We start from the raw sequence: 13,294 nt of genomic DNA on the forward strand, positions 1-13,294 counted from the left end.
AGCACGCCGCAGATGCCGCCATCACGACCGTCCACGGACATCGACCTGCAGACTGCGCGGACCTCGCCGTTGCATCACGTGTGGAGCGAATGCGTGGGCGCGGGCCGCGCCAACGAGGGCCTGCGCGCAGACTGGCAGCGTCAGCTCTCCCAGGCGGTCGAGCGCATCGGCTTCAGGTACATCCGCTTCCACGGGCTCTTCCACGACGACATGTTCGTGCACCGCGCGACCTACGGAAGCGGGTTCGGACCCGATGCCACGCTGGCTGAGCCGGTGCACACCTTCGGCTACGTCGACTCGCTGTTCGATGCGCTGCTCGAGATGGGCATCAAGCCCTTCGTGGAGCTGGGATTCATGCCGAGCGGTCTCGCGACGCAGCACCGCACCGTCTTCTGGTGGGGCGCTCACTGCTCGCCTCCCCGCGACATGTCGGGGTGGGTGTCGCTCGTCGAGGCCACGGTGCGCCACTGGATCGAGCGCTACGGCATCGACGAGGTGCGGACGTGGCGATTCGAGATCTGGAACGAGCCCAATCTCACGCCGCACTTCTGGACGGGCACTCGCTCGGAGTACTTCGAGCTCTACGAGCACACGGCCCGTGCCCTCAAGGCCATCGATGGGGCACTGATGGTGGGCGGACCGTCCACGTCCGTGTTCGTCCCGGACGACCGCTACGCAGGGGAGACGGAGGATCGCACCGTCGAGGCCGCCACAGCCCGAGCCGCCGACCCTGACACGCTCGACTGGCGGCCCGTGTGGATCCGGGAGCTGCTCGACTATTGCGCCGAGCGGGACCTGCCGGTCGACTTCGTCTCCACGCACCTGTATCCCACGGACTTCGCCTTCGCCGCCGATGACGAGCTGGTTCCCATCACCCGGCACGCCGACGCGACGCGCGAGGACCTGCTGCAGCTGCGCGAGGTCCTCGACGCCTCCGAGTACGCTGGGGCCGAGATCCACATCTCCGAGTGGTCCAGCTCGCCATCGAGTCGCGACCGCATCCACGACACCGTCTTCGGGGCCACGTACATCACGCGCGCCTACCTGCGCTGCGCGGGCCTGGCCGACTCGATCTCCTACTGGACCTTCACCGACATCTTCGAGGAGGGCGGTGCGGGAATCGGCCCGTTCCACGGCGGCTTCGGGATGGTGAACGAGCGCGGCATCCGCAAGCCCACGTTCCACGCCTTCGAGATGCTGTCGCGCCTGGGCGACGAGCTGGTGCACGGGTGGGAGCACGGCGTCGTGACGCGTTCGAGCGCCACGGGGGTCATGTCAGCGGTGCTCGTCAACTATCCCACCGACATGGCGGGCGCGTCAGTGGCCGCCTGCGACTCGTATGCGGAGGCGGCTCGGCTCGAGGCCAAGGGACCGCCGCTCGACATCGACCTGCGGATCGGCGGCCTCGAGCCGGGATCGTCGTACGAGCTCGTGCGGCTCGACCTGGACCACGGCAACCCGGCGCGCGCCTGGCATGCGATGGGAGAGCCGATCAACCTCACCCGCGAGCAGGAGCGGGAGCTGCGCCGCGAGGCCGATGCGCTCGCACGCGAGTCGCTCGAGGTGTCGCCCGATGGTGTGCTCACCCTCTCGTTCACACTGCCGCCGTGGGCGGTGCTGGGGATCTCCCGAAGCTAGATCGCGGCGCCGTCACCCAGCCGAGCGGTGGCCTCGGCCTGGGCCGGCCGCCCCTTTCGACTCATCGCTCCGAGTCCTGCTGGAGGATCCGTGCGAGCCGCGTCCTGACCTGGCAGCGCTCCAGCGAGAAGTCCTGCGCCAGCGACTCGGCCTCGTCCGGCGTGACTCCCGCGAAGGCGCGAGCGAACTCGTCCACCATCGCCTCGGCGAGCATGACGTGACGCACATGGCCGTGGATCCAGCGCTTGGCGCCCCACGGATAGGGCGCGAATTCGGGGAACTCGCGCTCGAACAGGTCCTCGATCGGGTCGAGCACGTCGCGCACCTGCGCGTCGGTGGAGCCCCAGGAGTCCACGCCCAGCCGGGCCTTCTTCTCGAGGACAGGCCGGATGCGAGTGAGATAGCCGGAATCCGGTCGGGCCGACACGAGGCCCTGCAGGCCGATGTCCTTGTACGTCCAGAGCGCCCAGCTCGCCTCGTGACGACGGTAGATCCCGAGCTGGTCCTCGAGAAGCTGGAAGCGCTCATCGTCCCGCCGGGCGTCGCCCGTGTAGACGGGGCCGAACTCGCCCACCCAGATGGGCGTTCCGGTCTCGCGCATGTACGCCGTGCGAGTGAGGAAGGTCTGCTCGACCACGTCGCGGTCGACGTGCTGGCCGCGGCTGGTGCCAGGGTAGGGCCCGCCATCGACGAACCCGGGAAGGGCGTAGTCGTGAGCGGTGTAGACGCAGTTGGGGAGCGGGTCGCCCAGCTGGTCGAACTGGGTCGAGTAGCGGTTGCCGTCGAGGAACAGGATGTGGTCGGGATCCACGGACCTGATGGCCGCCTCGAGCCGCCGGTAGAACGGGCCGATGCTGTCGCCGTGGGCGTCCGCGGGCTCGTTGATGGGGTTGTAGCCCGCGACCCACGCGTTGCCGCGATAGTGTTCGGCGATCTGCTCCCACAGGTGGACGACGCGGTCCTGGAACTGTCGCTGACTCCAGAAATGCGCCCACTGCGTGGGGTTGTCGCTGTGCCAGTGCTGGTTCTGCGAGCCCGGGACGGCGTGCAGGTCGAGGATCGTGTAGATGCCGTGCCGTCCGCACGCATCGACCACCCGATCCAGCAGCTCGAACCCTTCGCGCTTGATCTCGAACGGTGCGCTGTCGTCCTCGAAGTGCCGGTAGTTGAAGGGCACCCTGAGCGAGTTGAGTCCCAGCGATGCCATGAGCGCCGCGTCGTCGTCCGTGAAGAAGTCGTGGAGGAAGCGGTCGAAGAAGCGGCGGTACCCCTCGTCGCCCAAGGTCCGGTGCAGGGCGCGCCGCTGCTGCGACTCGCTCCCCGCGTACCCGCTGATGAAGTTCTCCATGTTCATCCAGCCGCCCAGGCCGAAGCCGCGCAGGATCACCGTCTCATCCCCGGAGACGATGCGCGTGCCGTTGACGCGCAGGATCGCCGGGGTCGCGACGGCGGTCATCGGGCCTGCTCCGACCGCAGCGTGATGACGGTCCACGACACCGGCGGGAGCGTGACGGAGGCGGTGCCGTCCTGGATCGTCACCGTCTCGTTCGTGACGAGTCCCACGCGCTCGGGGTCGTCCTTGGTGTTCCTGGCGTGCACGTCGTCGTCGGCGAGAGTATGCGCCTCGTGCACCGAGACGGCGCCGAGCATGCGCGTGTCGATCTCGAGCGCGGCCTCGGTGGTCTCGCTGCGGTTGACGAGGAAGACCGCCGTACCGCCCGAGGCGCGGTCGTGCGTCGCCACGGCGTCGACCAGCGGCACCTCACCGTGCAGGGCGGTGCTGTAGGTGGGGCACTCGAGGCGGAGCTCGAGCGCCTCGCCGCGGGCCAGTCGTGACGTGACGGCGAACGGGAAGAACGTGGTCTGTCGCCAGGCGTGGGAGCCCGGCTCCGTCATGATCGGGGCGATCACGTTCACCAGCTGGGCGAGGCTCGCCGAGGTCACCCGGTCCGCGTGACGGATCAGCGAGATCAGCAGGTTGCCAAACACCACCGCGTCCATGACGGAGTACGAGTCCTCGAGGATTCGCGGTGCGACGGGCCAGGACTGGGGGTCGGTGATGCGGTCCACCTCGTTGTAGCGCGACTGGTACCACACGTTCCACTCGTCGAACGAGATCTGCATGGTCTTGTCGCTGCCGCGGACGGCCTTGACGTGATCGGCGGTCGCGACGACGGAGTCGATGAAGCGGTCCATCTCGACCGCCGAGGCCAGGAAGCTGCCGAAGTCATCGCCCTTGGGCTCGTAGTAGGCGTGGCACGAGATGAAGTCGACGTCGTCGTACGTCTCCTCGAGGACCTCCCGCTCCCACGTGCCGAACGTGGGCATCTGTGCGCTCGAGCTGCCGCACGCCACCAGCTCGAGGTCGGGGTCGATCTGGCGCATCGCGCGCGCCGTCTTGGACGCCAGTCGTCCGTAGTCCTGCGCCGTGCCGTGGCCCAGCTGCCAGGGGCCGTCCATCTCGTTGCCCAGGCACCACATGCGGATTCCGTGCGGCTGTGCGGTGCCGTTCGCGACACGGGCATCCGCGAGCGTGGTGCCGCCCGCGATGTTCGCGTACTCGAGGACGTCGAGCGCCTCCTGCACGCCGCGGGTCCCGAGGTTCACGGCGTAGACCAGCTCGGAGCCCACCTTGCGCAGCCACGTGGCGAACTCGTCGAGACCCACCTCGTTGGTCTCCGTCGAGTGCCAGGCGAGGTCGAGCCGGCGCGGCCTCGCCTCGCGCGGTCCCACCCCGTCCTCCCATCGGTAGCCGGACACGAAGTTGCCGCCCGGGTAGCGCACCGCCGTCACGCCCAGCTCTCGCACGAGCTCGATCACGTCGGAGCGGAAGCCGTCCTCGTCGGCCGTGGGGTGGGCCGGCTCGTAGATGCCGTCGTAGATGCCGCGACCGAGGTGCTCGAGGAACGAGCCGAACAGGCGGCGGTCGATCGTGCCGACGGCGAAGTGGGGGTCAACGGTCAGGTGTGCGCGAATCATGGTCCTCAGGTTCCTAGGTGTCGTTGGAAAACGTTATCGTCGCCGCGACCCGGCGGCGGCCGGCCCCGTGTCGGCATGTCTACTTCAGGCTTCCGATCGACAGCCCGCCGCGCCAGTAGCGCTGCAGGCTGAGGAAGGCGATGATCAGCGGGATCACCGAGATGAGCGCTCCCATGATGATGATGCTCCACAGGGACGTGCCGCCCGCGTTGTTCGCCGACGCGATGCCCTGCCACTGGCCGATGCCCACGGTCACCGGGTACAGCGTGTTGTCCGAGAGCATCGCGAGCGGGAGGAAGTAGTTGTTCCACGACGCGACGACCGACAGCAGCAGCACCGTCACCATGGCCGGTCGCAGCAGCGGCAGCGCCACCTGGAGGAAGGCACGGAACTCGCCCGCCCCATCCACGCGCGCCGCATCGATGAGCTCGTCGGGGACCGCGTCACGCGAGTAGACGTGCATGAGATAGACGCCGAACGGATTGAGCAGGGTCGGGAGGATCACCGCCCACATGGTGTTGGTGATGCCCAGTTGCGAGAACAGGATGAAGGTGGGGATCACCAGTGCCGTCGGCGGCACCATCACGGCGCCCAGCAGCACCGCGAAGCTGAACCGGCGGCCCGCGAAGCGATACTTCGCGAACCCGTAGCCGGCGAGCACGGCGAGCGCGGTCGCACCCACGCCTCCCACGAATGCGTACACGGCGGAGTTGCCGAGCCAGCGCAGGTAGATCCCGTTGTCATAGCTGAAGAGGTCGACGACGTTGCCCACGAAGTCGATGTCCTCGGCGAACCACAGGGCGTTGCTGCCGCCGAACAGCCCCGAGGCGTTCTTGGAGCTGTTGACGATCACCCACCAGAAGGGGATCAGGAAGTACACCACGAGGAACGCGAGCAGCACCTGCATGGGGAGGTACGGGTGCGGCTTGCGCTGGGTGGGCGTCGTGGACGCCGTCCGCCCGGGCTGCGAGGTCTGTGCGGTGGTCGTCATGACAGGAAGCTCCCTCGCTTGCGGGTGACGAACATGAAGATGTAGACGCACACGAACACCACCGCTCCGAGCGCGAACGAGATCGCCGAGCCGTAGTTGAAGTTCGCCAGGGAGAACGCCTGCTGGTACGCGTACATGTTCGGGGTGAAGTCGGGCCCGATGGTGCCGGCCGCGAGGTACCTGAGGATCTGCGGCTCGTTGAAGAACTGCAGCGTGCCGATGAGCGCGAAGACGAGGATGAGCACCAGTGCCGGCATGATCAGGGGGATCTTCACGCGCAGGATGATCTGCATGGTCGACGCGCCGTCGATGCGGGCGGCCTCGTAGAGCGTGGGATCGATGCCCTGCAGAGCGGCGTAGAGGATGATCATGTAGTAGCCGGCCCACTGCCACACGACGATGTTCAGCAGGCCAGCGAAGATCAGATCGCGACTGAGGAAGTCCGGCGCCGGTTGGCCGATGAGCCCGAAGACGTCCGTGAGCGGCCCGAAGTTGCGGCTGTAGAGGAAACCCCACATGAGGGCGCCGATCACGGCAGGGATCGCATACGGCAGGAAGATCAGGAGCCGCGAGGTCCGCATGAACCGGTTGGTGAGCGTGTCGAGCATGAGGGCGATCGCGAGTGAGATCACCATCTGGAGGGGGATGAGCACGAGCGAGAACCGAATGACGAACGAGGCGCCTTCGATGAAGCTCGGGTCGGTGAACGCCTTGACGTAGTTGTCGAAGAGGACGAAGCGCCGTCCGCCGATGAGGGCGTCCCGGTAGAGGCTCAGGTACAGGGCGTACAGGAGCGGCGCGACGAGGAAGGCGAGGAACACGAGGGCGAAGGGCGCGACGAACAGCCAGCCGGTGAGCTGCCGGCGCAGCGGCTCGCGATGGGTTCTCGTGCGGGCACGGACGGAGGTCTGGCGAGGAGCGTCGTCGTGAGCGTGCGCTCCGGCGTCCTCGTCGATCGGTGTGGTCATGGCTGCTCCCATGGTCGAGGCTGATCGGACGCGCACGGGCCGGCTCGGTGAGGTCCCGAGCCGGCCCATGCGGTGGGGGTCACTGGACGGTGAAGCCCTGCTCCTCGGCGTACTGGACCACGGTCTCCTGGATCCTGTCCGCCGCCTCCGATCCGGTGATGTCGCCGGCGAGCATGTTCGCCACCTGCTCCGTCATCGCGTCGTAGTAGAACTGGCCGAACGGGGCGTAGGTGAATCCCGAGTACGCCTGCGCGGCCGGGATGTACACCTCCTTGTTCGCCTGCTGGCCCGCGAAGAACTCCACCTCAAGATCCTCGAAGGCGGGGTCGTCGAGCGCGTTGTTGTTCAACGGGAAGATGACCTGGTTGGTCCACCCGTCCGTGAGCGACGCCTCGTCGGCGTAGACGCCGAGCGCGACCTTCGCCGCGAGCTCAGGGTCGGACGCCTGGCTCGTGACCGAGAACGCGGAGCCTCCCCAGTTGACCTCGACCGGGTTGGCCGGGTCCCACTGCGGCAGAGGTGCGACCTTGAAGGTGCCCTCGTCCGCGCCCTCGCCCACGCCGGCTCCGGTGAGGTACCCCGGTGCCCACGCGGCTGAGATGTACGTCGCGTAGTCGCCGTTGACCATTCCGGAGATGTACTCCGGCGTGAACTGGTCCTGCGTGCCCACGAGGCCCTCCTCAGCGAGTCCGGCCCAGTACTCGAGCACGTCCTTGGACGCCTGGTCGTTCAGCGCGATCCCGATGGTCTCGGGCGAGTCCGGGTCATAGGTGAAGGGCTCCGCCCCCTTCTGGATCTGGAGAGCCATGTTCAGCGCGGAGACGTTGGCGGCGAAGTCGCCGAACAGGGGGCCGCCAGCGTCGCGAACGGTCCGCGCCGCCTCGGCATACTCGTCCCACGTGGTGGGAGGAGTGATGCCGTACTCGTCGAAGATGTCCTCGCGGTAGATCATCGCGAGGGGCCCGCCGTCGACCGGCACCCCGTAGACGCCACCTCGGATGGTCATGTCCTCCCAGGCGCCCTCGCTGTAGTTCGCCCGCACATCCTCGACCCCAAGGCCGCTGATATCCACGAGCGCCTCCTGGATCTGGAAGGTCGGGATGCGGTCGGCCTCGAGCATGATGACGTCCGGGGCGCCGGTGCCCGCGGCGATCGCCGTCTGGAACTTGTCGTACTCGTCGCCGCCCTGGCCCACGTTGGTCCAGCAGACCTGGACGTCGTCGTGCTGCTCGTTGAAGTTGTCGATGACCAGCTGCATGTTCGGGTACCAGGCCCACATGGTGACGACCGGCAGGTCGGGCTTGGGGATCGTGTTGGTGCAGGCGGCGTCGCCGCCGCCGTTGCCCTCCGGCTGACCCGCGGAGCCGGACGGCGAGGCTGAGGAGCCGCCGTCTGACGAGCAGGCCGCGAGGGTGGCCGCGAGCGCGATGGCGGACGCGGCGGCGATGATCGGCTTGGTCTTCACTGGTGTCGTTCCCTTCGAGATGCGTCGGACGTCGTTGTCGGTGCATGTCCCGATCCGCCTGAGGTCGCGACGCCGGCTCCGGTGCCGGGGTCGAGCGCGAGAGAGGCGACTCGGTTTACAACGTTGTATATTCTCGTTGTAGACGACAGTATCGTCGGCGTGGTGGGGGCTGTCAACAGTTCGTTGCGCGATCGTGACGTTCGGTGGGCGACCCGCCGCAGGTAGGGTACGAACACGGCGCTCGCGGAGCGTGGAAGGCAGAGTGAGGGTGCGATGGGGCCGACGATGCACGACGTGGCGCGTGTGGCTGGCGTGTCCGTGAAGACGGTCTCGAACGTGGTCAACGAGTACCAGCACGTGAAGGCGGGAACCAGGTCGCGAGTGCTCGCCGCCATCGACGAGCTCGGCTACCGGCCCAACCTCACCGCGAGGGGCCTGCGCTCAGGCAGGACCGGCGTGATCAGGCTCGCCGTCCCCGACATACGCCAGAACTACTTCGCTGAGCTCGCCGATGAGATCATCCGCGCCGCGGACCGACGTGGGCTGGGCGTGCTCGTCCAGCAGACGGGCGGCGACCGGGAGCGCGAGCTCGAGATCCTCGCTGGCCGGTCGCTGCAGATGACGGACGGACTCCTGTTCAGCCCCGAGCGCCTGGGGCAGGAGGACCGCGACCTGCTCGACGTGCCCTTTCCGCTGGTCCTGCTGGGCGAGCGGATCTTCGGCGGACCCACCGATCACGTGACGATGCACAACATCAGCTCCGCGAGCGCGGCCGTCCAGCATCTCGTGGAGGTGGGTCGCCGGCGGATCGCCGTCCTCGGCGCGCATCCCGACGGGCGCGAGACGCTCCGCTCGTCAGACCTCCGCGTGCGCGGGTATCGCCAGGCGCTCGACGCCGCCGGCATTCCCTACGACCCCGACCTCGTGCGGGTCACGGCGCCGTGGCATCGGGAGAACGGCGCCCACGCCATGCGGCTCCTCCTGCGCGCCGGCGTGGAGTTCGACGCGGTCTTCGCGCTCAACGACACGCTCGCTCTCGGAGCGCTGCGCGCCCTGGGCGAGGCCGGCGTCGCGGTACCGGAGGACGTGGCCGTGATCGGCTTCGACAACATCGACGAGGCGCACTTCGCGGTGCCGTCGCTGTCGAGCGTGGACCCCGGCCGCGCGAAGATCGCCGGAATCGCCGTCGACCTCCTGGTGGAGCGGATCGAGGAGAAGGGGGAGCGGCGACCTCCGCGACGGATCAAGCCTGACTTCGGGATCGTGCGTCGCGAGTCGACCGGCTTTCCGCAGCCGCGTGACGTCCGACTGGATGACAGCAGCGGCACCGCGCTGTCGTGACGGTCAGCGACCGGCTCGCTCGCCGTCAGGCGCGTCACGTCGTGCCTGCGCCGCCGCCGCGACGCTCGCCTCCCACTTGCGGGCGCGGTACCGCCGCCACGCGATGACGGCGAAGACGAGCGCGCAGATGATCAGGACGAGGCACAGCTGTGCCCACGGGAGCGTCCACGCGGCGTAGGGGGTCGAGGAGGTCGTGAGGAGCGAGCCGTCCACCTCATCCTCGCCCACCACGGTCGGGGATGCGGCGATGTCGCCCCAGGCGCGCACGAGCGGCCACGTGGGCACGCTGGCCGTGAGCTCGGCAGTCTGGCCGGGGAGGACCTCGCGCATCGAGTCATCCACGAGCTGCGGGTCCCCGTCGAAGGGTCCGGACTGGCGCACCGCAAGGTCTGCCCCGACGCGAACATTGCCGTGATTGGCCACGGTGTACGTGATCTCCACGGTCCCGGGGGCGAAGGGGTTCCAGGAGGGCATCCACGTCGCCTCGACGTTCTCGACCGTCAGGCGAGGATCGAGGTCGCCCGCGGCACGCAGATGGACGCGCACCCCCACGCGGGATGCGAACGACACCCCGTTCGCATCCTCGCGACTGAGCTCTGCGACGATCCCAGCGGGATGGTCGCCCGGGGTGGAGTCCGCAGGCGCTGCGATCTCGACGGGGATCGCCAGTGCGGTCTCTGCGGGAATCTGGACGGTCAGGCCGCCGGGTTCTCGCGGCTCAGAGTCAGGGACGTCTCCGAAGGAGATCCACGCACCGCCGTCCGAGGGCGCCTCCACGGGCGCGATGAGGTCGAAGTTACCGTCGGCCGTCACGATGCCGTCGCTGGCGTAGACGTCGTAGGTGGCGGCGTCGGGTCCGTAGTTGGTGACGATCACGGCATCCTGAACGGACGTACCAGGCTCGATGGTGTGGCGCAGCGAGACCCGCCCGTCCGCCATCCCCTCCGTCGCTGGCGCGATCGCCCACGTCGTCCCGGCCGTGTCGGGGCTTGGCGATGGTGTCGTCGCGCTCAGTGCAGGAGCTCCAGCGAGCACGATCGCGAGCGCGGCGATGGCGAGCGTGCCAGCGGCCGTGCGGCCGCGAAGTGAGGGGGGCTGTGCCATGGTGTCCGTCCTTCGGGGAGTGGTGCGGCCGGCCGGGGCTTCCCGGCCGGCCGCACCGTCATGCGGAGGTCGACGTCAGTCGACCGGGAACAGGGACACGGTCATGGTCCCCGAGTACTCGCCCGCCGCCGTTCCGACGGGCGCCTCGAGCACCAGGTCGGCGCCCAGTGATGCGCTGCCGAACCGGCCCTCCGCGCTCGCCTCGGCGAGCCGGGCGGGAGTGGCGAGGCCCGGCCCATTGCTGAGCACCGTCCTCACTCGGTCGCCCCGCTCGAGGCCCGGACGCGGCGTCTTCACGCGTGGCGTCCAGCCCAGGTGCTCGCCTCCGAGCACCTCCTCGTCGGCGGTGAACGCGCTCACCTGACCGGAGACGGCCCAGCCGCCGCCGCGCGCCTGGCGATCGTTGCGCGAGTCCGTCACGACGACCGTGGGCAGATCGCCCTCGAAGCGCAGCCGGTCGCCGGCGTTGCCCGCGTCCACGAGCTCGACGGCGTCGCCGTAGTCGGCGATGGTCATCGCCAGGGCGCCAGGTGCCGCCTCCTCGACCGTCGCGCGCAGCTCGATGCCCTCGGCGTCCTCGCCGCGGAACAGTCGCGGTACGAAGTCGATGAGAGCGTCCTGCCACACGTTCCAGCCGTGAGGGCCGATGCCGAAGCCCGGGAACTCATAGTCGATCCCGATCTCGTCGAAGGTGGTGATGGCGTTCAGCACGCTGTTGTAGGTGAAGTCGGTGAAATCACCGTTGTACAGGCGCAGCAGCGTCGTTCCTTCGTTGAACTCGTCGACGTCGACGTCGGGCATCCCACCGAAGAACCCGGCGGAGAAGGAGCCCACGTAGGCGAACTCTCCGGGGTGGGAGAAGACGGTGTCGAGAGTCTGGCCGCCGCCCATCGACAGCCCTGCGAGGGCTCGCCGGTCGGGGTCGTCCGAGACGTTGTACTGCGACTCGGCCGCCGGGACGATGTTCTCCAGCAGCTCGGTGGGGAAGTCGACCCCGTTGCCGTTGCTCATCACGACCACCATGGGCTCGAGGTCGCCCTTGAGATAGTGGTTGTCGAGGATCTGCTTGGCGCGACCGACCTGGATCCAGTCGGAGTAGGTCTGGCCGCCTCCGTGCTGCAGGTAAAGCACCGGGTACGGCTGCTCGCGATCGGCATCGTAGTTCGGGGGCGTCCAGACGAGCGACGTGCGCTCCTCACCGGCCTCGGTGCTGTCGTAGGTCATCTCCGAGACCTCGCCGCCCTCGCCCTCGGGCACGTCGCCCAGGTACGTGCCGCGAGTCGTGTCGCCCGCCACGTAGAAGGTGCTCCACGTGGGCTCGGATCGTACCCAGGTCGGGTTGGACTCATCCTTCACGGCCTGGCGGTCCACGATGAGACGGTAGTGGTACGCGCCGGGCTCGAGCGGCCCGAAGGTGCCTCGCCAGCGGTCGCCCGCCTTGTTCAGCTCGAGGCGGACCCAGTGGTTGCCCGGGCCCCAGTTGCCCCAGACCGTCACGTGCTCGGCGTCGGCGAACTCGGTGGTGGTCTCGAACGTCACGAACCCGTCGTCGGTGATCCACGGCGTCGGGGTGGTGCCGGGAGCGGGGAGGTCGAACTCCTCCTCGAGAGCGAGGTGCCCCTCGCTCATGCCATGGTCGTCCACGTCCTGGAACAGCCGAGGCGCGAAGTCGATCAGCGCCTCCTGCCACGCATCCCAGTTGTGCCCGTGGTCGGGGTTGACGCCATCGAACTCGTACTCGACGCCAGCGGCATCGAAGGTGTCCATCACGTTCACGGTGGCGTTGTACGCGACGTCGGTCTTGTTGCCGGTGTAGATGCGCAGCAGGTCGGTGCCGTCGTTGATCGCCTGCGCATCGGCATCGCCGATCCCGCCGAACAGGAACCCGGCGAACGAGCCGATGTGCGAGAACTCGCCGGGGTTGCCGAGGAGCGTGCTCAGGGTCCGCAGTCCCCCCAGGGACAGACCTGCGAGCGCCTCGTGGGAGTCCTCGGACGAGATGTGATAGCCGGCGCGCGCCGCGGGGATCACGTTCTCGAGCAGCTCGGCCTCGTAGTCGGAGACGTTGCCATTGGGCATGACGACGACCATGGGCTCGATGCGGCCCTCGAGCGCGAGGTTGTCGAGGATCTGCTTGGCGCGTCCGACCTCGACCCAGTCTCGATAGCTCTGACCGCCGCCGTGATTGAGATACAGCACCGGGTACGGATCGGCGCGGGCCTCGTCGTAGTCCGGCGGCGTCCAGACGAGCGCGGAGCGCTCCTCGCCGGCGACGGTGCTGTCGTAGGTGAGGGTGGTGACCTCGCCGCCCTGGTTGTCAGGAACGTCGGCGAGGAGCTCTGCGCCCTCTCCGGGAACGAAGAACGTGCTCCACTCGGGCTCCGACTCCACCGACGTGGGGTTCGTCGGGTCCTTGACGGTGTTGAAGTCGTCGGCCGTGATCTGGTAGTAGTACAGGCCCGGTTCCAAGGGGCCCATCGTGCCGGTCCAGCCGCCCGACCCGCCCGGGAGTCCGAGCTCGGCCCAATTGGCGCCGGGGCCGAAGTTGCCCTCGGCCACCACCTGTCCGACCTCGCCGAACTCGTCCTCCATGTACTCGCGGGGAACGTCGAAGCTGACGTACCCGCCGTCGGTGACCTCCACCCAGGGTTCGTCCTCCGCGAGCGCGGGCTGTGCCGCCGCGACGATCGCTGTCGTCGCCATCGCCGTGGCGGCCACGGCCGCCGCCGTCCTTCTCCGAGCCGGTGGGCGCGAGGCGCGCCCGTGATGCGCTACAGACATCACTGTTCCTCTCTGTCGTGTCGGGCG

9 protein-coding genes are annotated in these 13,294 nt (G+C 68.5%); 2 read left to right on the forward strand and 7 right to left on the reverse strand.

From position 1 onward, the window contains the following. Positions 1-12 precede the first annotated feature (12 nt). Positions 13-1,638 carry a beta-xylosidase gene (locus B7K22_RS08130; RefSeq protein WP_084039421.1) on the forward strand — a complete coding sequence of 542 codons (1,626 nt, stop codon included), beginning with the start codon at positions 13-15 and terminating at the stop codon, positions 1,636-1,638. Between the two features lie 61 nt (positions 1,639-1,699). Here the strand turns inward: B7K22_RS08130 and B7K22_RS08135 are convergent, their stop codons facing one another. From B7K22_RS08135 to B7K22_RS08155, 5 genes are all read right to left on the reverse strand, one after another. Continuing rightward, positions 1,700-3,094, reverse strand: coding sequence for a glycoside hydrolase family 5 protein (locus tag B7K22_RS08135; protein ID WP_084039903.1), 1,395 nt, complete (start codon positions 3,092-3,094; stop codon positions 1,700-1,702). Beyond that, complete coding sequence (locus tag B7K22_RS08140; RefSeq protein WP_084039422.1) at positions 3,091-4,617, reverse strand: alpha-N-arabinofuranosidase; 1,527 nt, start codon at positions 4,615-4,617, stop codon at positions 3,091-3,093. Before B7K22_RS08140 ends, B7K22_RS08135 begins: the two co-directional genes overlap by 4 nt. 79 nt (positions 4,618-4,696) lie before the next feature. Further along, the gene (locus B7K22_RS08145) at positions 4,697-5,608 is read right to left on the reverse strand and encodes a carbohydrate ABC transporter permease (RefSeq protein WP_084039423.1); all 912 of its coding nucleotides are present in this window, start codon (positions 5,606-5,608) and stop codon (positions 4,697-4,699) included. Further along, a complete protein-coding gene (locus B7K22_RS08150; protein WP_084039905.1) occupies positions 5,605-6,576 on the reverse strand; it encodes a carbohydrate ABC transporter permease in 972 nt (323 codons plus the stop codon). Before B7K22_RS08150 ends, B7K22_RS08145 begins: the two co-directional genes overlap by 4 nt. A 79-nt stretch (positions 6,577-6,655) precedes the next feature. After that, on the reverse strand, positions 6,656-8,041 hold the full coding sequence (locus B7K22_RS08155; RefSeq protein ID WP_084039424.1) for an ABC transporter substrate-binding protein: 1,386 nt from the start codon (positions 8,039-8,041) through the stop codon (positions 6,656-6,658). Positions 8,042-8,326: 285 nt separating this feature from the next. Between B7K22_RS08155 and B7K22_RS08160 the strand changes: the two genes are divergently transcribed. Continuing rightward, entirely contained in the window at positions 8,327-9,382 is a 1,056-nt protein-coding gene (locus B7K22_RS08160; RefSeq protein WP_234983358.1) for a LacI family DNA-binding transcriptional regulator, read from the forward strand. Between the two features lie 3 nt (positions 9,383-9,385). On the opposite strand, the gene B7K22_RS08165 is transcribed toward B7K22_RS08160, so the two are convergent. Next, positions 9,386-10,486: a hypothetical protein gene (locus tag B7K22_RS08165; RefSeq protein WP_084039426.1), complete on the reverse strand. Its 1,101-nt coding sequence runs from the start codon at positions 10,484-10,486 to the stop codon at positions 9,386-9,388. Positions 10,487-10,561: 75 nt separating this feature from the next. Then, a complete protein-coding gene (locus B7K22_RS08170; RefSeq protein ID WP_234983359.1) occupies positions 10,562-13,204 on the reverse strand; it encodes an alpha/beta hydrolase-fold protein in 2,643 nt (880 codons plus the stop codon). Positions 13,205-13,294: the final 90 nt, after the last annotated feature.

Origin of the sequence: Demequina sp. NBRC 110053 (genome assembly GCF_002090095.1) — a bacterium.
GTDB lineage: Bacteria > Actinomycetota > Actinomycetes > Actinomycetales > Demequinaceae > Demequina.